Origin of the sequence: Microcoleus sp. FACHB-672 (assembly GCF_014695725.1) — a bacterium.
In the GTDB taxonomy this organism is placed as follows: Bacteria; Cyanobacteriota; Cyanobacteriia; order Cyanobacteriales; family Oscillatoriaceae; genus FACHB-68.
This window is the reverse complement of the sequence record NZ_JACJOU010000019.1, coordinates 26,376-49,827: the sequence shown is the minus strand read 5'-3', so window position 1 is coordinate 49,827 and position 23,452 is coordinate 26,376. Positions and strand designations below refer to the sequence as shown.

The following is a 23,452-nucleotide window of genomic DNA, read 5'->3' as shown; positions in this document are numbered from 1 at the left end:
AATTAAGAAAGTTGTCAAGTATTAAGTCTTGGTTTTATGGTGTGCTTAATTTAAAATCTAAAATCTAAAATCTAAAATTACTATGAGAGATTTATTTGCCCGTGAGGCATTGGCACAAATTCCGAAAATTTTAACACTGTTAGATCGTAATCGCCACAGTCCGACCTATGGGTGTTTTGACCGCAACTTCTGGCATTACAAAATTATTGATTTTCCGAGTGGAATGTCTCAGGAGTTTGTTTGGCCCTTGGCTTTGGCTTACGATACAAATGTGCCAAATAACCCTTTTTACCAGCAGCCGGTGATTCGAGATTTCGTAGAAGCTGGCATACTTTACGCAGCCCGCAGCGCCCATGCAGATGGGTCTTGTGATGATTATTTCCCTTATGAAAGAGCCGGTGGGGCTGCAGCATTTTCCCTACTAGCGTGTATCGAAAGTTATTTGCTAATGGGGCTATACAGTGATGAAGCCGTAAGATTTTTTGAAAAACGGGCAGACTGGTTAGCAAATCACAATGAAAGTGGGCAACTAACGAATCACCAAGCTTTAATTGTGTTGTGCCTAGAATTGCTGTCTCAGCTATTAAAAACCTCGAAGTGGAAACGGGCAAAAGCAATACGTTTAGAACGGGTGCTAGATTGGCAAAGTAAGGAAGGCTGGTTTCAGGAATACGAGGGTTGCGATCCGGGCTACCATACCCTGACGATTTTCTGTCTGGCTAAAATTTACCAGCTAAAACCGGATGTGAGATTGAAAGAAGCAATTACGAAAGCGGTTGAGTTAGCCGGCCATTTTATGCACCCCGATGGATCTTATGGCGGTGAATATGCAAGCCGCAACACTTACAACTTTTTCCCCCACGGGTTTGAATTAGCCGGTCGCTGGCTGCCAGATGCCCTCAGAATTAATGATTATTTTTTGCAAGGATTGGATGCCGGTTTGGCGGCTTCTCACTCAGATGATCACATCATTGGTCACCATACCTGGAATTATTTACTCGCTTGGCGGGATTTTGTGCCCGAAAGACCCACACCGATTCTCCCCCCCAGCACTCGCATTTGGTTGCCCGAAGCTCAACTTTTAATTGACCGCACTTTTGAGGACGATATCACTCGCACAGATAAGGTTTCTCGCGTCTCTACAGAATTGTATTTAGCGGTTAATAAAGGTGGGGTCTTTAAACTGTTTCGTGATCGCAAGTTGGTTGCATCTGATACGCAGTTTTCTCTGTTAGTACGTGAGGGGAACTCTGTTAAAAATGCAGTGGGTCATTTAATCGGCCCTTATCAAGTCCAGATCGACAAAGAAGAAATTTCGATTCAAGGTCAGTTGGGGTGGGCGAAACAGCAACAAATGACGCCAGCCAAATTAATTTTATTGCGGGTGGTGATGCTTGGTTTTGGGCGGTTTTTCCCGAATTTAATTCGCAAGTTATTACAAAAAATGTTAATCACCGGCAAGCAGGATGCGCCCTTCCGTTTCACGCGCCGATTGCGGTGGGAAAATTGCCGGTGGGTTGTCACCGATGAACTGCAAGCAGACTCCTGGCAAAAGGTGGTGGGTGCCGGCATTGGGTGCGACCAAACTTCAATTTATGTGGTGATGAGTCGCACATTTCAGTTAGGTCAATTACAACCTTGGTTAGACCTCACGGATGAGGTTAAAAAACTTGCACCCGGTGAACCGCTAAAAGTGGAGCGCCGGTTGTAAATATTCGAGGTTAATTTTGAATTTTGACTTGTTTTCTCAAGCTGAAAAATTAGCAGAACATTGAGGGCGATCTTCACTGAAATAGGAATGCCGGCGGCAAAAAGTCACCTTAAGACAGATGCTAGATTTGGTAACTGCATGGTAATCTCCTGACCAGGAATTTGGCGACCAATGGGAGAAAACCAGTGAACCGAGTGTTGTTCCGTATGGGGTTGGGGCTTTTAGTCGCGTTTTTTGGGCTGATTAGTTATTTCACGAGTACGGTAGAAAATCCGATCACTGGGGAAAAGCAGCGGGTAAAACTCTCACCCAGGGAAGAGGTGGCGCTTGGGCTTCAGGGACGAGGGAGAATCGCCCAACAGTTTGGTGGTCTTTACCCAGATGAACAGCTGCAAGCTTATATCGATCAGGTGGGACAGCAGGTTGTGCAAAACTCGGTAGCGTCTGGTTCAGGCTATCCGTTTGAATTTCATTTACTGGCTGATCCGAAAACTGTGAATGCCTTTGCGCTGCCTGGGGGGCAGATTTTTGTTACGGTTGCGTTGCTAAGAAAGATGAATTCGGAAGCTCAACTGGCGGGTGTGCTGGCCCACGAAGTCGGTCACGTCATAGGTCGGCATGGGGCTGAACACTTGGCAAAACAGCAGCTTGGCGGGTCACTGGTAACGGCTGTAGGTGTGGCAACGACGGATGAACAGGGGGGCGGAAGGCAGGGGGCTGTGCTCGCGCAGGCTGTTAACCAAATGGTGAGTTTGCGTTATGGACGCGAGGATGAGTTGGAGAGTGATCGGCTAGGTGTGCGGTTTATGAGTGAAGCCGGTTACGATCCGAGGGGGTTGATCGAGGTGATGAAGATATTCGAGGCAGCAAGGAGTGGGGGAGCATCGCCAGAGTTTTTGAGTTCTCACCCAAACCCAGGCAACCGGGTTGAACGCTTACAGGGTGTGATTGGCCAGCAATACCCGAATGGTGTTCCTGCAAATCTTCAGAACGGACGTGAAGAATTTGCTCGTATTGTGCAGTCGCGTTTGCAGGGGCGCTAGTGAGTGCCGGCTTTATTTCGGTGAGGTTTTGAGTCACATTAGCGAATATTTGTCTATCTCGCTGCGGCGAAATAGGCAAAATTCTCATACCAAAAGCTGTTGATTATATTCATAATATTGCTGGGAGACTTGAAAAACGCTGCCTGCCGGTAGCTGCAGATGTTAGTGCCGGCTGTGTATGGCGCTATTGTCGCTACAATTCATTTGATAACATTAGATTCCATGAATGAGCAAGGCAAAGGAGAACAGGTTATGTATTTGAGCGGTTATAGCAAAGCAATGTTGGCCGGTTTGGCACTGAGTTTATGTCTCGTTTGCCCAGTATCAGCGAAGGAAGCGATCCCGAATTTCACAGCCCAAGCAACTCAACAAACGCAGAAAATTACAGAAACTCAAGTTCGCAATATTATGGAGCAAATGAAGCTTGCTACAAAAAATAGAAATGCTGAGACGATTACTAAATTTATGTCTCCTAAGATTGCCATTGAAGTAACTCTGCAAGCCGCGTCTGGTTCTCAAACCCTTCGTTTGAACCGTGAAGAATATCGCCGATATCTGGAACAGGGATTTCAGAGGATGCAGAACTACAACGGTTCCTATTCAAATTTAAAAGTTCAAGTTAGTCCGGATGGAAAAACTGCAACCGCAACTTTTAATGCGAATGAGGAAGTCACGTTTCAAGGTCAAAAAATTCGTAGCAATTCGGCTGAAACTATTAGGTTTGAGTTAATTCAAGGTAAAATTTTGGCAACTTCGCTTAAAGCTGTTTCAAGGATTGAATGAAGATTGAGCTAAGTTGTGTCATTGTTTGATGAAAGAACTGCCACCAAAGCGCCATTACACGCCTGAAGAGTATTTGGCACTGGAGGAAGTGGCTGAATACAAAAGTTAGTACAGGAACGGTGAGATTGTTCCACTACATTGGGAGGAAGATGTGATGCCGGCGCAAACGGAAAAACGCTATTACACGCCTGAAGAGTATTTGGCGCTGGAGGAAGCGGCTGAATATAAAAATGAGTATAGAGATGGAGAAATCGTACCCATGACAGGTGGCACTACTAATCATAACCAAATTGTAGTTAATCTTAGCGCTCATTTACATTTTGCTTTTCGTCGGCAAAATTATCGCGTCTTTATGAACGATGTGCGTTTGTGGATGACGCATTATAAATTGTACACTTATCCAGATATTATGGTGATTGAAGGGGAGCCGGCATACCATGAAAGTCGCACGGATACTGTAATGAATCCGCTGGTAATTGTTGAGGTTTTATCTAAGTCAACAAAAACTTACGATAGAGGTGAGAAATTTGATTTTTATCGCTCGATTCCTGAATTTAAGGAATATATTCTGATTGATCAATATAGGTTTCATGTTGAACAATTTTCTAAAACTTCTGAGGGCAAATGGCTGTTGAGTTACTATGAATCGGCGGATGCTGTTTTAACTTTGTCTTCGATAGATTTTACAATTGCTTTAAGTGAGATGTATGAGCGGGTTGATTTTGAGTTGAGGGAGGAGTAATAATTTTTAACCACAGATGCACGCAGATGAATACAGATAAATACAGATGATAGCGCAGCGTGCCATTAGGCATATACAGATGAGTTAACGGTTGATTTTATAAAATGATGAGTGATAAATAAGTGATAAGAAAACATAAATGAAACGAATTATTTCTTTGGCTGTCAGCCTGATTATTTTGGCGGTTATTTATTCTAAAATTGATTTTCTTAACCTAATTAAAGTTTTTCAAAATTGTCATGTTATTTGGATAGCAATTAGTCTGGGTATGGTGGTGCCCCTGACGATGTTGACTTCATGGCGTTTGCAACAATTGATGCCCACCGGCAGCAGATTGGGTTTTGGTGAGGCGAATGGTTTAATTCTAGCTGCAAGCACGTTGAATATGGTGCTGCCCTCGAAAATGGGTGATATAGCGAAGGCTTATTTTATGCGGGATAAGGGACATTTGAGTGGTTCCCTTTCACTGTCGTTGGTGGTGTTTGAGAAGGCTTGCGATATGTTGTCGCTGCTGCTTTGGTGTGTGTTTGGGTTAATGTTTTACCGGCACAAAGATATTTTGTTTTGGCTGATGACGGCTGGAGTTGCTACCGGCTTGCTTGCAGGCATACTACTGCTAAGTTCTCGCCGGCTTGCCCAGTTATTTTTTACGATTTTGAGCGGGTTTGCTCCTAAAAAGCTTAAGGTTAAACTTGACAAAATGCGCTTTTCTTGGTCAGAAATGCACGATTATTTTTGGAGCGATAAGCGTCAACTGGCTATAATCACCGGCACTTCTATTTTTATCTGGTTTTGCCATCTATTACAAATTTGGTTTTTTATCCTTGCCCTCAATGCCTGGACGCCTTTTCTGGCAAATCTTGCCCTTTCTCCTCTGGCGATTTTGGCTGGTTTATTGCCTTTGACGTTTGCCGGTGTTGGCACTCGTGACGCGGCGCTGATTTTGTTTTACCAGCCTTATTTTAATGCGCCAACTGCTGCGGCGCTGGGATTACTTTGCACGTCGCGTTATGTCATTCCTGCCCTTGCCGGCTTGCCTTTTTTAGGGCAATATTTAACAGCGGTGCGCGGTAAAGTTTAATTTAAACTGGCAAGGCAAAGATTGCTTATCTTATTTCACAACCGCATATTACGTTTATCGATCATGTCTGCTAGAAGCGAAAACATCGCGATCTGCGTAGCAGCGACAAAGAGAATGAGGGTTCTCTCGGTTAAATCTTCCCGAACAAAGATATCTTGAAAAAGTGTGAATAGAAAGCCGGCAAAAAATATACCTGCTACGGGCAAAAACACTCTCAGCGGTGCAAAATAGACGCCGGTTCTGAGAATTAGCTGAATAAACCCTAACGTATCGCGGATAGGTTTAATCTTACTTTTACCTACCCGAAACCGATAATCAATTGGCTCATAATGAACCAAATAATGGTTTGTCAACATTGCCAGGGTGATCGTGGTTGTAAAACTGAATGTGTCGGGCAAAATATTCAGAAATCGCTCTACAACGCTTTTGTGAAAAACTCGCAACCCACTATTCAAATCGGGAATCCGACGTCTTACCACCCATTGGGCAAAATGAACAAGGAACCACTTAGGAATTTTCCGGATGTTGGAATACTGAACGTTTGCCCCGATTCTCGCGCCGACAACCATATCTGCGTGCATTGCCAGTGCAACCAATTCGGGAATTCGCTCATTCGGATAAGTGCCATCCGCATCTGTAATAACGATTAAGGGGTACTGAGCGTGTTGAATTCCCGTTTTCAGTGCGGCACCATATCCCCGATTTCGCGGGTGTTCGACAAGCCGGATATCTGAACGAGCGCGTAAAATTTCGCCGCTTCTGTCTGTAGAACCATCGTTTACGACAACGAGTTCATATTTGCTACCGACACCCTGAAGCGTTTCCTGAAGGTGATCCAGCGTTGTCGTAATGCCTAATTCTTCGTTATAAACCGGCAGCACGAGCGAAAAAGCCGGACAAATCGCTCCTAAATTTTGAGCGGTTGGGTTTCCTTCTTCACCCAATATCTTGCCTTCGGCCATGACTTATCTTCCACTCCTGCTTACATTTATTCCACCACCCCATATACTATTCTGATTTGAGCCTTTCATCCGTCTGTCTGACTGCTTTCATCTGAATTTGTTATAAATTTGCATGAATTAAATAACTTAGAATACCTCAATAAGCTTGATTAATCAATTTCAAATCCACGCATTCAAAATTCAAAATTGATATGATATCGCATTTGCACAGATTTTTAAGCGCCCCGCTTGGCAAATCATCATCGCCATTAGTGTTTTGGTTGACGTTAAGCCTAACTTTTGCGGTGATTTACAGCTTTTTGGGGCTACAGCAAGCCTTTGGCAGCGAGTACGTCGTGCAAGACGATGCTGTGCAGCACGTATTTTGGATGCAGCGCTTCATCGATCCACAGTTATTCCCGAATGATTGGATTGCCAATTACTATCAATCCTCTGCGCCCCCTGGATATACTGCGTTCTACCGGCTGTTTGCCACCCTCGGCGTCGATCCCCTATTTTTCAGTAAAATCTTGCCATTCGGGCTGGTATTGCTCACCACCGGCTACTGTTTTGCCTGTGTGATGGAAATCTTGCCGGTGCCGGCGGCTGGGTTTATCGCCACGCTGCTGCTGAATCAAAATCTCTGGATGAAGGATGACATCGCCTCAGCCACCCCCAGGGCGTTTCTGTATCCGCTATTTCTGGCATTTTTATACTATTTAATGCGGCGATCAGTTTTTCCCTGCCTCGCAGTGATCGCCCTGCAAGGGTTGTTTTACCCGCAATGCGTGCTGATTTCAGCCGGTGTACTCATCTTGCAGTTAGTGCGTTGGGAAGGCTGGCGTCCCCGTCTATGTAAAAATCGGCGCGATTTTGGGTTGGTTGCTGCCGGCTTGGGGGTGGCGCTGGTGATGATGTTACCTTACGTCTTAGAAGCCTCAGAATTTGGCCCTGTCGTCACCGGCGCTCAAGCCCGAACAATGTTAGAGTTTTCCAAAGAGGGACGGAGCGATTTTTTCCGTGAGCATTTCTCGAAGTTTTGGTTATGGGGAGATCGCAGCGGCTTTTTTCCAAGAGAATGGCAGAAATTACCCCACAGTTATTTTCTGATATTTTGCGGTTTGGGGTTATTATTGTCGGTTCTGTTAAAATTTCCTTCCCGCTTTCCCCTGACAACCCAAATTACGAAAGGCATTGCAATATTACCCCAAATCTTACTGGTTTCTACGTTTTGGTTTTTTGCTTCCCATGCCTTGCTGTTTAAGCTTTATCTTCCTAGCCGGTATACGCAACATAACCTGCGAATGTTAATGGCACTTTCAGCCGGCATTGCAGTTACGGTTTTATTAGATGCTCTTTTTTCTTGGGCACAAGGGAAGAGAGAAAAGCAGAGTAAATTTTCACTTCATCGTTTCCCATTCCTCCCTCCTCTATTAGCACTGAGTTTAACTGTACTATTAGGGACTACCTTCATTCTCTACCCAAGTTCTTTAAAAAAATTTCCTAGAGCCGGTTATGAAGTGGGAAAAATTCCCGAACTCTATCAATTTTTTCAACAACAACCCAAAGATATTACTATCGCGTCTTTAACAGGAGAAACCAGTAATATTCCCACATTTACCAAACGCTCAGTCTTAACAGCACGGGAATACGCAATTCCTTACCATACTCGTTACTATGCTGAAATTCGGCAGCGCACGAGCGATTTAATCCGCGCTCAGTATAGTCCCGATCTTAAGCAAGTGCAAAGCTTTATAGAAAAGTATGGGATAGATTTTTGGCTCATAGATGCGAAAGCACTGAAACCGGAATATTTTGCTTTTTTAGATGATGATGATTCCCATACCAGTATTTGGATTAAACAGTATGAGCCGGCATATTTAGAAGCAAAAGCGAGAGTGCAGCAAGGTGCGGTTCCAGCTTTAGCCGGTGTGACGGAGCGCTGCAGCGTTTTGCAAACTCAAGGATTGGTTGTTCTCCAGGCAGAATGTATTGTCAATTCAATTAAGAATTAAAACTTGACAACTTTGACTTCTTAAGGTTTTCTTTTTCGCCATGCTAATCGCGCATCTGCACAATTTTTTCACCGCCCCAAACACTAAGCCTACAAAATCTCAGTGGATTTTTTGGTTTTCTTTAAGCTTGACTTTTGCAACGTTTTATGGATTTTTAGGGCTACAGCAAGCGTTTAGCAGTGAGTATGTTGTGCAAGATGATGCGCGGCAGCACGTATTTTGGATGCAGCGGTTTCTAGATCCACAATTATTTCCCAACGATCTAATAACAGATTATTTTCAATCAGTTGCGCCTGCCGGCTACACAGCTTTGTATCAGCTATTTGCACAGTTAGGAATTAATCCGCTACTGCTGAATAAATTTTTACCCATTGTACTGGGATTAATCACCACCGGCTACTGCTTTAGCTGTGTGCTGCAAATCCTGCCGGTGCCGTTTTCTGGATTTGTTGCTTCGCTATTGCTCAATCAAAATCTCTGGATGAAAGATGATTTAGCATCTGCCACGCCAAGGGCTTTTTTCTACCCATTATTTACAGCTTTTTTGTACTATTTGTTGCGGCGCTCATTGCTGCCGACAGGTGTAACAATCGTCTTATTAGGATTATTTTACCCGCAGTCTGTGTTTCTCTGCGCCGGCATCCTAATTTTGCAATGGCTGAAATGGAGAAAAGACGCAAAGTTTCGTATTTGGCATCCTTATTTTTCTCAAGATCAAGGCGATTATTTATTCTGTGGGGTTGGTTTGGCTGTGGCTTTGCTCGTGATGTTACCTTATGCCTTAAAAACTTCAGAATTTGGCCCGATTATTACAAGTGCTGAAGCGATGAAAATGCTAGAATTTTCGTCCAAAGGAAGAAGTGATTTTTTCCTCTCCAACTCTTGGAAATTTTGGCTCTATGCACAGCGCAGCGGCTTCTTTCCCTTAGAGTGGAGTTGGTTGCCATTTAAGTATTTTCCCGTAATGTTTGCGGTGGGATTATCGCTGCCGGTGTTGGCAAAATTTCCCGTCCAGTTTCCTTTAATTAAACAGCTAAAAACAGGCATCTTTTTACTGCCTCAAGTCGGCTTAGCTTCCCTGGCGATGTTTATTGCCGCTCATGCTGTCTTGTTTAAACTTCATCTTCCCAGCCGATATACTCAGCATAGCTTGCGAATTGTGATGGCAATGTCAGCCGGCATCGCTATAACTGTAATATTAGATGCGCTGTTGAGAAAGGCGACAGGTAAACCCTCAAATTCTCAAAAAAACGCTTTGTTTCTTTTTCCGTTTCTTTCCGTAATTTTAATTTTACTATTTTATCCTAATTTTGTTCCTTACTTTCCCAGGACTGCGTATAAGACAGGTCAAATGCCGGCACTCTATGAATTTTTTCAACAACAACCCAAAGACATTGTCATTGCATCTTTAGCCGACGAAATTGACAGGATACCCACATTTGCTCAGCGATCTATTTGGATCGGTAATCAATATGCCATTCCCTATCATTTAGGTTACTATCGGCAATTTCGCCAGAGAGTACTCGATTTGATTCGCGCTCAATACAGCTTAGATTTAGCAGAGGTTAAAAATTTCATTCAGACATCGGGTGTAGATTTTTGGTTGCTAGATAAAAATGCTTATAAACCAAATTATGTAGCAAAAAATAAATGGGTAATGCAATACCAGCCGGCAGCCGACGAGGCGATTGAAAAAATGAAGGATAAAAGAAAGTCGGTTTTAGAAAATCTTCTACAGCAATGTTCTGTATTCGACAGAAAAAACTTAATTGTCCTGAGTTCAGACTGTCTTTTAAAAGCTAAATAAAAGTAAAGCTAGAAATTCTAGGCAAAAAAAATTGAAGCCGGAAACCCTAAATAAAAACAATTGAATGAATTATCTTGAGCGGGTGCGAGAAATTAATAGAAAAATGGGGCAAAGTCGAGCTTTGCAGCAAACCTGTTTAATATTTTTAATTACAAGTTTGGTAATTTTTGGAGTTTATTTCAGATTTTTCAATATTGATAAAAAAATTTATTGGATTGATGAAACTTACACATCCTTGCGAATTTCCGGACACACCGAAGCTGAAGCAATCCAAAAACTCTACAACGGCGAAGTAATTAGCGTTGCAAGCCTACAGAAATATCAACAACCCAATCCAGAAAAAGGCTTAGCCGACACTCTAAATTCTTTAGCCATAGAATCTCCCCAACACCCACCCCTTTATTATATAATGGCGCGATATTGGGTGCAGCAATTGGGTCATTCTTTAGCAACACCGAGAACTTTATCGGCCTTAATTAGCTTGTTAGTATTTCCTGCTCTTTATTGGCTGTGCCTAGAATTATTTGAGTCGCCCCTAGTTGCCTGGATTGCCATTGCACTCATGGCTGTCTCTCCTTTTCACGTTCTCTACGCACAAGAAGCACGAGAGTACAGTTTATGGACGGTTACCACTTTAGTATCAAGTGCCGCACTATTGCGAGCCATACGGCGTCAAACTAAACTACATTGGGGTATTTATGCTGCCACTCTAGCACTTAATCTTTATACCTTTCTCTTTGCTTGGTTTGTAACAATTGCCCAAGGCATTTATTTCTTAAAAACTGAACATTTTAGCTGGAATAAAACCGTTAAAGTTTATCTCATCGCTTTATCTGCCGGCATTCTTGCTTTTTCTCCTTGGCTATGGGTAACAGTTGCTAATTTAAACCGGCTTCAGACTAGCGCTGCTTGGACAAATCAAAAAGTTGCTTGGGGATTTTTATTACAACGGTTGCTAGTTCACACAAGCAATATTTTTTTCGATCTAAATACCGGCTATAAATCCTTAAACCCTCCCAGTATCGCTATATTATTGATAATTGCCTATTCAATTTATTTTTTATGCCGGCATACCCCCCAAAAAGTCTGGTTATTTATTCTAATATTAATGGGAGTGCCGGCACTCGCTTTAATCCTACCCGATTTAATTTTAGGAGGACTGCGATCTACCACCGCTCGATATCTAATCCCTTATTATTTAGGTATTCAACTCGCCGTTGCTTACCTTCTTGCAAGTCAACTCCCCACCTCTAGACACCCCCGGCAACAAAAATTTTGGCACTTGATTCTAATTGCCCTAGCATTAAGCGGAATTCTCTCCTGCACTCTCAGTTCTCAATCTCAATTCTGGTGGAACAAAAGCCCCTCCAAAAACCAATATCTACCTCAAATTGCCAAAATAGTTAATCTAACGCCTAACCCACTTCTGATTAGCGATAATTCCCCTATTCTGGGCGATTGTTTTACCTGCCGGATGCTATCTCTTAGCTACCTTCTCGATCCAAAAGTCAAACTTCAATTAGTCCTTGAACCTCAAATTCCTAAAATCCCCGCCGGCTTCAGCGATACATTTGTATTCAGTCCTTCCCAAACCTTAATCAAAGGAATCGAAACCCAGCAAAAGCGCCAAACAAAATTAATATTAAACAACCAAAATTTCTGGCTGTGGAAACTCAAAAAATAACCCCTATCTAACCCTTGCATATCACCTTAAAACATTCCTCTATACCTACCGGCACGCTGCGCTATCATCTGCATTTATCTGCGGTTAAAAAATAAAATACAAACCCCCCATGCTCATCACCCACCTCCATAAACTTCTAACCCAAACCAAAACCTCCCGATCTCAACTCATATTCTGGTTCAGCTTAAGCCTAACCTTTTCATGTATTTACGCACTTCTCGCACTGCAACAAGCCTTTAGCGGCGATTATGTCGTGCAAGATGATGCCAGACAGCACGTATTTTGGATGCAACGCTTTAGCGATCCAGAACTATTTCCTAATGATTTAATCGCCAACTACTTTCAATCAGTTGCACCTTGGGGATATACCACCCTTTATCAACTGATAAACGCAGCCGGTATCGAACCCATGCTGCTGCATAAACTCCTGCCAATGGTACTAGGATTAATCACCATCGGCTACTGTTTCGCCTGTACCCTGCAAATTTTGCCTATACCGGCAGCCAGCTTTCTTTCCTCATTGCTGCTCAATCAAAGCTTGTGGATGAAAGATGACTTAATTTCCGCAACCCCAAGAGCCTTTGTTTATCCCCTATTTGTAGGATTCTTATATTATTTACTACGCCGATCATTCATAGGCACCGGCATCGCTATTTCCCTTTTAGGATTATTTTATCCCCAGTATGTATTCATCTGTGCAGGTCTCTTAATTCTGCAACTTATTCACTTTTCAAAAGGACGTATTCAACTCCTTCAAGATCGCAAAGAATATTGGTTTTGTGCAGTTGGATTAGCCATTGCTTTTTTGATTATGTTGCCTTACGCTTTAAGTGCTAGTGAATATGGCCCTGTAATCACCCCAGCAGAAGCAAGAATACTGCCTGAATTCTTACCCAAAGGGCGCACACCTTTTTTTCACGACGATCCTTTAAACTTTTGGCTGGATGGGCGAGGTAGCGGCATCTTGCCATCCCGCTTGCCGATTCCCATCTGGAGTGCGGTTTTGCTGCCAGTTTTGCTGCGCTATCCGTCTCGCTTTCCTTTACTCAAAGAATTGCGTGCCGGCGTCACCGTTTTACCTCAAATTCTTTTGGCTTCCCTTGCCATGTTTTTGGCGGCTCATGCTGTTTTATTCAAACTTCATCTCCCCAGCCGTTACACTCAACATAGCCTGCGAATTGTCTTAGCAATTGCCGCCGGTATTACCTTAATTATCCTTTTAGAGGCAGTTTTACAAACCCTCAAAAATTCTATTTTAAATAACAAAAAATCAAAAGTCTCTTTATTATTAGGCTTAATTTCTTGCGTAATCAGCGTGATAATTTTAATTTATCCCAGCTTGGTTAAAACCTTCCCAAAAAGTGATTATACGGTGGGACAAGCTAGGGCTTTATATCAGTTTTTTCAACAACAACCCAAAGACACCCTGATCGCATCAATTGCGGAAGAAGCCAGTAACATCCCCTCTTTTGCTGGGCGCTCCATTTTAGTCGGGCGGGAATATGCGATTCCCTACCATGCCGGCTATTATCGCCAATTTCGAGAACGAACGCTGGAATTAATTGAGGCTCAGTACAGCCAGAATTTAGCGCCGGCACAACAGCTCATTCAAAAGTACAAAGTAGATTTTTGGCTGCTCGATAACTCCGCATTTACGCCAGAATATATCACAGCAAATCGCTGGCGACGGCAGTATCCTGTAGCAATTGATGCCAGCAACAGATTGCAGCAAGGAGCAGTGCCGGCTTTGTCCCGCATCGCCGAGCGTTGTTCTGTTTTTAATCAAGAAGGTTTTATAATTTTGCGCTCTGAGTGTATTGTGAAAGCAGCCGAGAAATAATCTGGCCGTTTGATATATTTATTTTTCATTGTTTTGCAAGACAGTTGCGAATCGGTTGGGCAGCACTGCCGGTTAACAGTCAGGTGCCGCCGGCATCAAATCAAGCGTGCCGACTTTCTGACTAAAAGTTATCTTGATTACAGGTTAACTTAACCTTGGATTCCTTCCTTCGATAGAAGTGCGACGAGAGCATCAGTGCTTATTGAACGCTGAAGATGAAGGACAAAAGTAATTTGTGAGGCAAATCTCAAGACAAACAGCGCCTCAAGAAATCCAGTTTCACAAAAAGCTATCAAACTCAAGCCCGAAGGGGATTTAACTGAGCCTCAGCATTCTTTGGAAAAACCAAAATACATACACCGGAGGGCGGATTTTGAGAACAGCAAAATCCTCCTAGAGGCTGTAGGCGAAAGTAAGGCATTAGTCATAGCGTAAGGGGGAATAATCAAACTTGCAGCGAGGGCCGTACAGACTGCCAGTGAAATGGCTGTAGATTGAACGGTTCTCCTGGCTCGTCGTGAGTTCGCCCGTTACAAGCCGGTGACACCCTAAAAGCCTTGTCGAAAATGTTTGGAAAAGCTGGCTTAAATGCAGCAGCTACTTCAACAGGCAAAGCGGATTGAGAAAGACAGAACGGTCAAAAATGTTAAAGCCCAGAGGAATGTAGATTATGAAACCTTCTAACTTGTTGAAAATTGTTTGTGCGGGTGCTTTTACTATAGCTGTAGCTAGTCTGCCTTTAGATTTGCCTTCCTCCGCCCAGTCAGGCGGTGGGGGTGCCGGGGGTGCCGGCAGTGGTTCAGGAGCCGGCAGTGGTTCAGGAGCCGGCAGTGGTTCAGGAACCGGCAGTGGTTTAGGAACCGGCAGTGGTTCAGGAACCGGCAGTGGTTTAGGAACCGGCAGTGGCTCAGGAACAGGAACCACCACAAGCCCCACACGCTCAGGAGCGGGCACCACCACTGACGGCGCAAGCACAGGCACCAATTCTACTAGCCCCACAGGTTCAGGAGCCGACACCGGCACTCTCGATGGCACCGGCACCGGCAGCACGACGACACCGAGCGGTTTAGGCACAGATACCACCACCAGTCCAGATGGCACCGGCAGCACCACAACGCCGAGCGGCTTAGGCACAGACACCACCACAACTCCGGGCGGCTTAGGCACCGACACGCCCGATGATACAGGAGCCGGTAGCACAACACCAAGCGGTTTAGGCACAGATACCACCACAACTCCCGGCGGCTTAGGCACCACCACTTCTCCCGGTGATACAGATATAGACACGACAACACCGAGCGGTTTAGGCACGGGCAGCGGCATTGACAACAGCACAACGCCAAGCGGTTTAGGCACAGATACCACCACAACTCCCGGCGGCTTAGGCACCACCACCTCTCCGGGAAGCACCGGCACCGGCAGCACAACAAGTCCCGGCAGTAGCACCACCACGACAACGCCGAGAAGCACCACCACCACCATAACGCCGGGTAGCACAACCACAACGCCAAGTGGGTTAGGCACAACCACAACGCCAAGTACCACCCGCAGCACAACCACAACAACCACCACCGTCTCGCCCAGTCCCACCACAACTCCTTATGGTGCGACTGAAGCAGCGACAACTCGCCGGAAAAGTCGTGCATCTAATTGGGGTTTACTCGGTTTACTCGGCTTAGGCGGGTTAGCCAATTTATTCCGCAAATCAAAACCAGTCGTTCAACGTGAAGAAGTCGTTCATTACCGTTAGAGCGATTTAGCGAATAGGCTGCCGGTATTGCTGGCTTCTAGATCCGCTGTTCATAGCGACAAAATTCAATCAACGACCGATTCAAAACCTCCGAACATTCCGATCTTCGGAGGCAGGGTGCATAGCCATTTAGCACTTGAAAAAATCAAAGGTAGATAAAACAATGAGTCGCAAAAATAGCCTCAAGAAACTAGCAGGGTTTCTGGGAATCGCCAGTGTGAGTTCCTTAATCAGTCTGCCGGTATTGGCACAGATGAATGTAACACCTCGCACTGTTAGCCTATCTGTCTCTCAAGGTTTAGATATTGCTCAGAATACTCCAGGCACCACGGGTGAAACTGGGGGTTCTATGAATACTCCAAACAACAGCAGCGGGCCGGCAACAGACACGAATATCCCAGAAAATATCACCGCACCGGCAGGGGAAACAAACGCCCCAGGTAGGCTACAGCAGGGTGGGGGCACCAACACCCCAGAAAGGATGCGTCAGGGTGGGGGCAGCAACACCCCAAGTAACACCAACGGGCCGGCAGGAGAGATGAACACCCCCGGCACCATGCAGCAGCGTCAAGGTGAAGGCAGCAACACCCCCGGCACCATGCAGCAGCGTCAAGGTGAAGGTAGCAACACCCCCGGCACCATGCAGCAGCGTCAAGGTGAAGGCAGCAACACCCCCGGCACCATGCAGCAGCGTCAAGGTGAAGGCAGCAACACCCCCGGCACCATGCAGCAGCGTCAAGGTGAAGGCAGCAATACTCCCGGCACCATGCAGCAGCGTCAAGGTGAAGGCAGTAACACTCCAGGTACGAGAAATGCGCCGGCAAGGGGGACTAACAATCCCGCTAGAGGAAATTCCCAAAGTTCTCTGAGCACCGCAGACAAGGATTTCGTTATGAAAGCTGCCCAAGATAACCTAGCAGAAATCCAACTGGGTCAACTGGCAGCAGAAAAAGCCACATCTGACGCAGTCAAAGAGTTTGGGCAAATGATGGTAGAGCATCACACCCAAGCGACGCAAGAACTGACGCAATTAGCTCGCCAAAAAGGTCTGACTTTGCCAACAGATATGGGCGAAGAAAACCGAGCAAAGGTGGAGCGATTGTCCAAGCTTTCTGGGAGAGAGTTTGACTCAGCTTATATGCAAGAAATGGTCAACGCTCACACCGAGGATGTCTCCTTGTTCCAGAGCCAAACTCAACAAGGACAGGCTCAAGATTTGAAAGCCTGGGCTGCCCAGAAGCTCCCACTCCTACAGGAGCATCTACAAATGGCTCGGAGCATGACTCCAGAGGGGTAAAAACACCTTCGGAAAATCCCAAATCGTCGCATCTTCTTCAGGCTGCCGGCTCAAGTTTATCAAAATCGGGCCGGCAGCCATTGCCAAAGGCGAGACGGGATGCCTCATCGCCTGAGCGAGAAAAACAGGTTCAAGAACAGACAAGGAGCTCTCTCTATTTAATGCAACTGAAGCCGATAAACCAGCAGGTTGTCGCAGTCGTTGGAGCCTCCAGCGGCATCGGGCGTCAAACTGCCTTACAGTTCGCCGCACAAGGGGCAAAAGTGGTGGTTTCGGCTCGCAGCCAATCAGGGTTAGAGTCCTTGGTGCGAGAGATCCAAAATGCCGGCGGTGTGGCTGTGGCGATCACAGCTGATGTGGCAGACTTTGCTCAGGTGCAAGCGATTGCCGACAAAGCGGTAGAAGTATATGGCCGGCTCGATACTTGGGTTCACCTCGCAGCCACCGGCGTCCTTGCTACCTTTGACCAAATCACCCCAGAAGAATTTCAGCGCGTCATCGATGTTAGCTTGATGGGGCAAGTATACGGGGCAATGGCAGCGCTCCCCCATCTCAAGCGAGAAGGTCGGGGCGCATTGATTCACATTTCCTCAATGGAAGGCCGGCGATCCGTGCCGCTGCAAAGCCCTTATTCATCAGCAAAGCACGGCATGGAAGGCTTCCTCGAATCCCTGCGCGTGGAACTCCAACACGAAAAAATCCCCATCAGTGTCACGAGTGTCAAACCCGCGGTGATCAACACGCCTTACTACAATCACGTTCGCACCAAGTTAGGCGTAAAACCCACAGGAATCCCACCCTACTACGACCCCAAATTGGTTGCGGATGCGATCCTCCACGTGGCTGAGCATCCAACCCGTGACTACATTGTGGGAGATGTCGGTCGAGTGCTGGATGTGCTGCAACGGCTTTCACCTGGGCTGGTGGATCTGCTGTTGCTACTCATCGCCTTTCCGGCACAGCGAACCCCTGAGCCAAAGTCTGAGGATGCGCCGGACAATTTGTTTGAGCCAATGGCCGGTTATGACCGAGTGCAGGGAGATTTTGGTCACTTGACAATCCCCAGCTTATCTGACTGGATAAGGCTGAATCCGGCAGTGGCAATTGCCGGCAGCGTCTTGGGAGTGGCCGCCTTGCTGGCAGCAGCCGCGTTCATCAAGCCAAATCAAATTTAGAAACCTCCTCTCAATCACTGCTTGGAAGCTGTAGCCGCAGCTATGTTAGCGATTCAAGCTTGTAAGGAGGACAATTGAAGTTTGCCGGCAAAAAAATAAAGCGATAAAAGCTGTTTGCCGGCATAGCTTTCATTTTTTGGAATTATTAATATTAACGGTTAGTTAAAAAAGCAGAAGGTCAATGATGCTTCATTCTATCCAAAACAGTGAAGTAAATCGCTTTTTATAGGATTCTGTCCCCGTTAAGTCTAGATTAAAAATTACTAAAAATAAAATATTAGAAAACAAGAAAAGCAATTGTGTTAAAATTGTATTAACAGCATAAAAATTGAAAAGGAGTCATTCAATGCAAAAAGTTATTTCCCAGTTAAAGAATCTTCGCTTGCGTCAAGTTTTGAGTGCCTTCCTGGTAGCAACCGTCCTATTTTTTAGCGCACCATTTATCACCGGCAACGCAAGTCAAGCCCTGGCTGCCGGCGCGCTGACCCCAGAAGGGAATGCTTACGAAATTGACAAGGCTTCTCGTCCGGGAAATTCCATTCCTCAGAAACCGCTCCCTCCCAATACTAACGGTAAAAACTTGGGTGAAACCCTCCGTGAAAGGTTGAATCTTGATCAGCCGGTTCCTGAGAGCACCAAAGAGTTTTTTGGTTCGGTGAAAGATAAAGCCGAGGACATCCTTGAAGCGCCACAGCATGCTTTGGAGAATGCCGGTGGTGCGGTGAGTGGAAACTCAGGCCGATAATTTTCGCCATTATATACCTCTTGCAGTGGCAGAGATAAAGCCGGCAGGATGCTTGCCCCACAAATGAATTTGATACTTAAATTCAGTTCTGCCGGCAAAATAACTGGATATTTGCCAGACGTCTCATAAAACACTAATGCGCTTAGAGATAGTTAACAATACTTTCTCTTAAGCGTATTTTTTGTTTTTGTGGCGATTAAGCTGTCGGCACTTTAAATGTGTAAGTGTCCCCGTGATTTAAGTATTTCACTCGTTCTTCAAGGCCGGCTGCAGTTACGGCCTTCATAAAGTCCTCAAGGGGCGATTTAAAAACCGTATAATCGTTATAGTGAATGGGGATAGCAGTGTGAGGTGCGATAATTTGAATCGCTTCTACGCCTTGTTTTCCATCCATCGTTAGTAACACCCCAAAAACCATTGTTCCGCCCAAGTGCAGTAGGGCCAAATCAATATCAGAGTAACGCTTAGGAATTTCCTTCAACTGTTCCGTAATCAGCGTATCTCCCGTAATGTAAAGGCGAAAGCGAGTCTTGCCGGCAAATGTCTGAAATTCCAGCATACTCCCCATCACCGGCGGCAGTGCAGCAGAAATAAAAGCCGGGCCATGTATACCCGGCATCGCGCTGATACAAAGTTTTTCTTCACCTTTTGTAAAGGTTATTTTTTCCCAAGTTTCTAGGGCGTAAGTTGAATTAAATCCTTTCTTATTCAGCTTAGCGATAGCGTGCTGCGTGCTAACAATGGGAATCGTTTTATCGAGCTTTTCCTCTGCCACGCGATCAAAATGATCCTCATGCATATGCGAAAGCACGAGTAAGTCGATGGGTGGCAAGGCTTCAATTTCTATAGCGGGATTTGTGGTTCGCGTCGTGCGAATTCCATAGCCCAAATGTATGTGGTCGCCCTGATGGAGAAAGTTCGGGTCAGTTAGAATTGTGAATCCTGCATAACGAAGGATAACTGTTGCCGTTCCCACAAAGAAGATCGAGCCATTTTCCACATCCGGCTGTTCCCGATCAATGGGTAGAACAATCGTTTTTATTTCACTCATAATGCATCCTAGCTGACTTTTAATGTATAAACATGGCGCTAGCAAAAGCAGATTTTCGCTTAAGGAAAAAAATAATACTTTATACTGCTTGATACTTCCCCCAAGCGGCATAATATTAATTAAAGTTAGGTTGTATTAATGAATACAATAAAAATTGAAAGTAAAAATTTGTTTTGTTTGAATAGTTTACAATATTTAATATTTATTAGTCATTAGAATTATCATAAAACGTCATTTTTTAGATAGACGCAGCAGCTTCAATTGCAGAGATAAACTTTTAAAAATAGTATCAGGTAGTGCCGGTACGCGAAGAAGTGGCTACTAGAGAAAATATCAATTTTTTTTGCCGAAGTAAAGCTTAAGAGACGTATTGAATACCTCTGGAGTCCTTTTTTGCATCTATTTCACTTCATTAGATAACAGCACTTTAAAAAGGAGTCAAGCCCATGACTTTACTGTCTGTAGAAGAACTTAAAAGTCTAGTTGAACAACCGACAGGAGTAAGCGTTTCAATTTATATGCCCATCTATCGGGTTGGGCTAGAAATTCAACAAAATCCCGTACGTTTTAAAAACTTAGTGCGGGAAGCTGAAAATAAATTAGAAGAGTATGGCTTTGAGAAAACAGAAATCAGAAAAGTTTTAGAGCCGGCTCTCCAAGAAATTGATGAAGCGACTTTCTAGGAAAACCAAAATAACGGATTGGCAATTTTTATTGGGCCTAATTTTTTCCACTACTATCGCTCACCGTTGAGTTTTGACGAATTAGTCGTTGTCGCAGATAATTTCCATCTCAAACCCTTAATGCCACTGCTCACCGGCGATGGACTATTTTATGTCTTAGCGCTGAGTCAACAGGCGGTTAGACTGCTGGAATGCACGCGCTCCAGTGCGACAGAAGTTGAAGTAGAAAACTTACCGAAGAGTATGGATGATGCGTTGCAATATGATCCAACTGCTAAGGACGGACAGTATCGGCTCAGTACATCTAAAGGCGGCACGAATAATTCCTTCCAACACGCGGGAAGTTTTCACGGTCAAGGCAGCCCAGATCAGGATAAGAGCCAACAGGATATCCTGCAATATTTTCACATCGTTGATCATGCCCTGTACGAATTTTTGAAAAATAAGAAAGCGCCTTTAGTCTTAGCCGGCGTTGAGTATCTATTCCGGATTTACCGTGAGGCGAATAATTACCCCCATCTCGTTGCGGAAGGCATCACCGGCAATCCTGAACACTTGAAACCAGAAGAGTTGCACGAGCAAGCTTTGCCGATAGTAGAACCCGTGTTCTTGCAAGCACAGCAAGAGGCAATGGAACGCTATCAGGAACTGGCGGCTATTACTGAAAAAACTTCCACTGATGTCGAAGAAGCGGTGTCGGCTGCTTATTACGGGCGAGTTGAGGAATTATTTGTGGCGGTGGGTGTTCAGCAGTGGGGAACGTTTAATCCCGATACGAATATTATTGAGATCCATCAAGAGGCAGAAGTCGGCGATGACGATTTATTGAATTCTGCAGCGATTCAACCCATCTTGAACGGTGGAACTGTTTATGCAGTGGAACCTGAAAAAGTGCCGGCTGAAGCTCCGTTAGCGGCAGTGTTTCGCTATTAATTAATCTGACAGGTTTTTTGAGTTATGCAGGGACACTCATTGTGGGTGTCCCTGATGTTTTTTGTCTGGATGCAAGGGATCTTTTTTTTAACCGCAGATTTCGTAGGTGAAACTTGAATGTGCTGCGTTCGTCATTCAAGTTCCACCTACGTCCGCAGATAAACGCAGATGTTGGCGATTAGTTGGGGTTGGGTGTTAGGGATGTTTTGGGATGGTTTGTTGGTTTTTGCCAGGGTTTTTTTGGTTTGATGGGGTTACAATTCTGGGCAAACTAATACGCGTCCTGTGTGACCGGCACTATTATAATGTTCCAACACATTTTTAGCGATCTCTGCACCTTTACCCGTCTCCACTAAAGCGACGCAGGCACCCCCAAAACCGCCACCTGTGAGGCGTGCACCAAAGACGCCGGGGGTTTCTTGTAAAATTGCCGCTAGGCTATCGACTGCCGGCACTGAAACTTCGTAATCATCGCGCTGGCTGGTATGGGAAGCATTCATTAACTCTCCAAATCGCTGGGCTGATACCCCTTCCACAGCCTCTAGCACACGGTTATCTTCAGTAATGACATGACGCGCCCGCTGGGCTAGCAATTCGGGTAAGGACTCTGTAACTTGCGGATCGGTAATATCTCTAAGGGCTTTTACGCCTAGCAGGTGCGCTGCTTCTTCACATTCAGCCCGACGCTGATTGTAACCGCTTCCTGCGGCGAGTTCGTGATGCACGCCACTATCTATGACGAGGATTTCTGCGCCGGCAGGAAAAGGCAACACTCGCCGTTCTAAAGTGCGCGTGTCCAAAAATAGCATGGAATCAGTGCTGGCTAAACTTGATGCCATTTGATCCATAATGCCGCAGTTTAAACCGGCATACTGAATTTCCACTTGCTGTCCGATTTGCGCTAGCCGCACATCATCGAGAGGCAGATTTAAAAGTTCACGCAGTGCTCGCAGCATCGCCACTTCCAAAGCCGCACTACTAGACAAACCGCAACCCATCGGCACGAATGAATTGACGTACACGTTCACAGCCGGGATGGTATAGCCTTCTTTTTCTAATAGCCGGATGCAGCCAAATACATAACTGGCGAACCCAGACGGGGTGGGATCACTTTGTGAAATTGTTACCCGTTCGTCTAAATTTTCCGAGTAGAAGTGGTGCTGTTTATCCCCACTCAAACCTAACTGTACCGTCGTGCGTTGAGGAATCGTCGTTGGCAAGACGAATCCATCATTGTAGTCAGTATGTTCTCCGAGTAAATTAACGCGTCCGGGCGCACTGGCTTCTATTGTCGGTTCTTGACCAAATATTTCTTGAAAATTCATAATACTGTTTTGCTAATAAAAAACACTGCAACGATTACCTTTTAAACAGAAGTTTGGGGCTATACAAACGTGCCTTTGCCGACGCGGTTTGTGACAGCGTTACTAGAGGAAATTGATGAGGCGATAAGGCCGGCAGTTAAATGCAAAGAAAATCCTTTATTGTAGGGGATGGTTATGTCAAGTCTCGTCTCATTTGCGAGAGCGCCTGATTCAAGCCTTCACTGTGAATCCAGCCAACGTAGCCGCCATAAATCATTCTGCCATCGGGTGCGCCTAAAAAAATGTGCTCAACGCCCAGGGGGTTTTTCCAAGCCCTAACCGCTGTCCCATCCCTGAGCCTCATAATCGGATTGGAACTATTAAAATCCCTGTGATGTGCCGGTGTTATTCCTGGGACAGCTTCTAAAATGGCGACAGCCTCCCTGGTAATCTCTGAAATGCCTTCTTTGCTCGCTGCCGAACAGCCGCAGCCATCTGTCACAGTCAGCTTGAGCCTTTGTTTTATGTCGCCATCAAACAGGGATAACGTCTCAATCTCATCTAATAGTTGCCCGTGTGGCGCAGATAAACGCCTTTGGCAATAAATCGCTGTCAGCAAGTCCTCCAGCCCCATTTTTGTTAGAGCATCTGCAATCAATCCCGTCAAACCTAGGATAGCAATGCCGCCTAGCATTCCCGCCGGGCCACCCAGAAATGCCAAAGCTGCTGTTATCGCAGCCGCTCCTGTCAAACCTGTCGCAGCCATCGTTACCACCAGGATGATACCTGGTAAACCCAAGGCCGCTATTTTTTTGACGACTTCATCCATTTTACGAACCTTTGCTGTTGATCTTCTCTGCTTCTCTT

Annotated in this window: 20 protein-coding genes; 15 read left to right on the top strand and 5 right to left on the bottom strand. The window is 45.3% G+C overall.

Annotated features, from left to right (window positions below):
* Positions 1 to 82: 82 nt before the first annotated feature.
* The 5 genes from H6F56_RS13860 (at position 83) to H6F56_RS13840 (ending at position 5,360) form a co-directional block, all read left to right on the top strand.
* Positions 83 to 1,711, top strand: coding sequence for a hypothetical protein (locus H6F56_RS13860; RefSeq protein WP_190669128.1), 1,629 nt, complete (start codon positions 83 to 85; stop codon positions 1,709 to 1,711).
* Between the two features lie 185 nt (positions 1,712 to 1,896).
* Positions 1,897 to 2,754 (top strand): M48 family metalloprotease, encoded by an 858-nt coding sequence (locus tag H6F56_RS13855; RefSeq protein ID WP_190669126.1) that lies wholly within the window; start codon positions 1,897 to 1,899, stop codon positions 2,752 to 2,754.
* A gap of 159 nt (positions 2,755 to 2,913) precedes the next feature.
* A complete protein-coding gene (locus H6F56_RS13850) occupies positions 2,914 to 3,537 on the top strand; it encodes a nuclear transport factor 2 family protein (RefSeq protein WP_190669124.1) in 624 nt (207 codons plus the stop codon).
* A 154-nt stretch (positions 3,538 to 3,691) separates the two neighbouring features.
* A complete protein-coding gene (locus H6F56_RS13845; RefSeq protein WP_190669122.1) occupies positions 3,692 to 4,279 on the top strand; it encodes a Uma2 family endonuclease in 588 nt (195 codons plus the stop codon).
* A gap of 139 nt (positions 4,280 to 4,418) precedes the next feature.
* Positions 4,419 to 5,360: a lysylphosphatidylglycerol synthase transmembrane domain-containing protein gene (locus tag H6F56_RS13840; RefSeq protein WP_190669120.1), complete on the top strand. Its 942-nt coding sequence runs from the start codon at positions 4,419 to 4,421 to the stop codon at positions 5,358 to 5,360.
* 35 nt (positions 5,361 to 5,395) lie between these two features.
* On the opposite strand, the gene H6F56_RS13835 is transcribed toward H6F56_RS13840, so the two are convergent.
* Positions 5,396 to 6,322 carry a glycosyltransferase family 2 protein gene (locus H6F56_RS13835; protein ID WP_190669119.1) on the bottom strand — a complete coding sequence of 309 codons (927 nt, stop codon included), beginning with the start codon at positions 6,320 to 6,322 and terminating at the stop codon, positions 5,396 to 5,398.
* 251 nt (positions 6,323 to 6,573) lie between these two features.
* Here H6F56_RS13835 and H6F56_RS13830 point away from each other — a divergent pair, with 251 nt between their 5' ends.
* The 6 genes from H6F56_RS13830 (at position 6,574) to H6F56_RS13805 (ending at position 16,694) form a co-directional block, all read left to right on the top strand.
* Entirely contained in the window at positions 6,574 to 8,316 is a 1,743-nt protein-coding gene (locus tag H6F56_RS13830; RefSeq protein ID WP_309236527.1) for a hypothetical protein, read from the top strand.
* 127 nt (positions 8,317 to 8,443) lie between these two features.
* On the top strand, positions 8,444 to 10,123 hold the full coding sequence (locus H6F56_RS13825; protein WP_309236526.1) for a hypothetical protein: 1,680 nt from the start codon (positions 8,444 to 8,446) through the stop codon (positions 10,121 to 10,123).
* Between the two features lie 64 nt (positions 10,124 to 10,187).
* The gene (locus H6F56_RS13820) at positions 10,188 to 11,807 is read left to right on the top strand and encodes a glycosyltransferase family 39 protein (RefSeq protein ID WP_199312833.1); all 1,620 of its coding nucleotides are present in this window, start codon (positions 10,188 to 10,190) and stop codon (positions 11,805 to 11,807) included.
* A 109-nt stretch (positions 11,808 to 11,916) separates the two neighbouring features.
* Positions 11,917 to 13,647 carry a hypothetical protein gene (locus H6F56_RS13815; protein ID WP_190669112.1) on the top strand — a complete coding sequence of 577 codons (1,731 nt, stop codon included), beginning with the start codon at positions 11,917 to 11,919 and terminating at the stop codon, positions 13,645 to 13,647.
* A gap of 670 nt (positions 13,648 to 14,317) precedes the next feature.
* Positions 14,318 to 15,397: a hypothetical protein gene (locus tag H6F56_RS13810; protein WP_190669110.1), complete on the top strand. Its 1,080-nt coding sequence runs from the start codon at positions 14,318 to 14,320 to the stop codon at positions 15,395 to 15,397.
* Positions 15,398 to 15,560: 163 nt separating this feature from the next.
* A complete protein-coding gene (locus tag H6F56_RS13805) occupies positions 15,561 to 16,694 on the top strand; it encodes a DUF4142 domain-containing protein (protein ID WP_190669108.1) in 1,134 nt (377 codons plus the stop codon).
* On the opposite strand, the gene H6F56_RS13800 is transcribed toward H6F56_RS13805, so the two are convergent.
* Positions 16,659 to 16,838, bottom strand: coding sequence for a hypothetical protein (locus tag H6F56_RS13800; RefSeq protein WP_190669107.1), 180 nt, complete (start codon positions 16,836 to 16,838; stop codon positions 16,659 to 16,661). The genes H6F56_RS13805 and H6F56_RS13800 overlap by 36 nt on opposite strands.
* 17 nt (positions 16,839 to 16,855) lie before the next feature.
* On the opposite strand from H6F56_RS13800, the gene H6F56_RS13795 reads away from it, so the two are divergent.
* On the top strand, positions 16,856 to 17,869 hold the full coding sequence (locus tag H6F56_RS13795; protein ID WP_190669105.1) for an SDR family oxidoreductase: 1,014 nt from the start codon (positions 16,856 to 16,858) through the stop codon (positions 17,867 to 17,869).
* Between the two features lie 346 nt (positions 17,870 to 18,215).
* The gene (locus H6F56_RS13790; protein ID WP_190669102.1) at positions 18,216 to 18,614 is read left to right on the top strand and encodes a hypothetical protein; all 399 of its coding nucleotides are present in this window, start codon (positions 18,216 to 18,218) and stop codon (positions 18,612 to 18,614) included.
* Positions 18,615 to 18,810: 196 nt separating this feature from the next.
* Here H6F56_RS13790 and H6F56_RS13785 read toward each other — a convergent pair whose 3' ends face one another.
* On the bottom strand, positions 18,811 to 19,665 hold the full coding sequence (locus tag H6F56_RS13785) for an MBL fold metallo-hydrolase (RefSeq protein WP_190669100.1): 855 nt from the start codon (positions 19,663 to 19,665) through the stop codon (positions 18,811 to 18,813).
* Between the two features lie 446 nt (positions 19,666 to 20,111).
* Between H6F56_RS13785 and H6F56_RS26360 the strand changes: the two genes are divergently transcribed.
* The gene (locus H6F56_RS26360) at positions 20,112 to 20,348 is read left to right on the top strand and encodes a hypothetical protein (RefSeq protein WP_242032001.1); all 237 of its coding nucleotides are present in this window, start codon (positions 20,112 to 20,114) and stop codon (positions 20,346 to 20,348) included.
* An 18-nt stretch (positions 20,349 to 20,366) separates the two neighbouring features.
* On the top strand, positions 20,367 to 21,281 hold the full coding sequence (locus tag H6F56_RS13780; RefSeq protein WP_242032000.1) for a hypothetical protein: 915 nt from the start codon (positions 20,367 to 20,369) through the stop codon (positions 21,279 to 21,281).
* Between the two features lie 254 nt (positions 21,282 to 21,535).
* Here H6F56_RS13780 and galK read toward each other — a convergent pair whose 3' ends face one another.
* Complete coding sequence (gene galK / locus H6F56_RS13775; RefSeq protein WP_190669098.1) at positions 21,536 to 22,606, bottom strand: galactokinase; 1,071 nt, start codon at positions 22,604 to 22,606, stop codon at positions 21,536 to 21,538.
* A gap of 172 nt (positions 22,607 to 22,778) precedes the next feature.
* Positions 22,779 to 23,414 (bottom strand): hypothetical protein, encoded by a 636-nt coding sequence (locus H6F56_RS13770; RefSeq protein WP_190669096.1) that lies wholly within the window; start codon positions 23,412 to 23,414, stop codon positions 22,779 to 22,781.
* Positions 23,415 to 23,452: the final 38 nt, after the last annotated feature.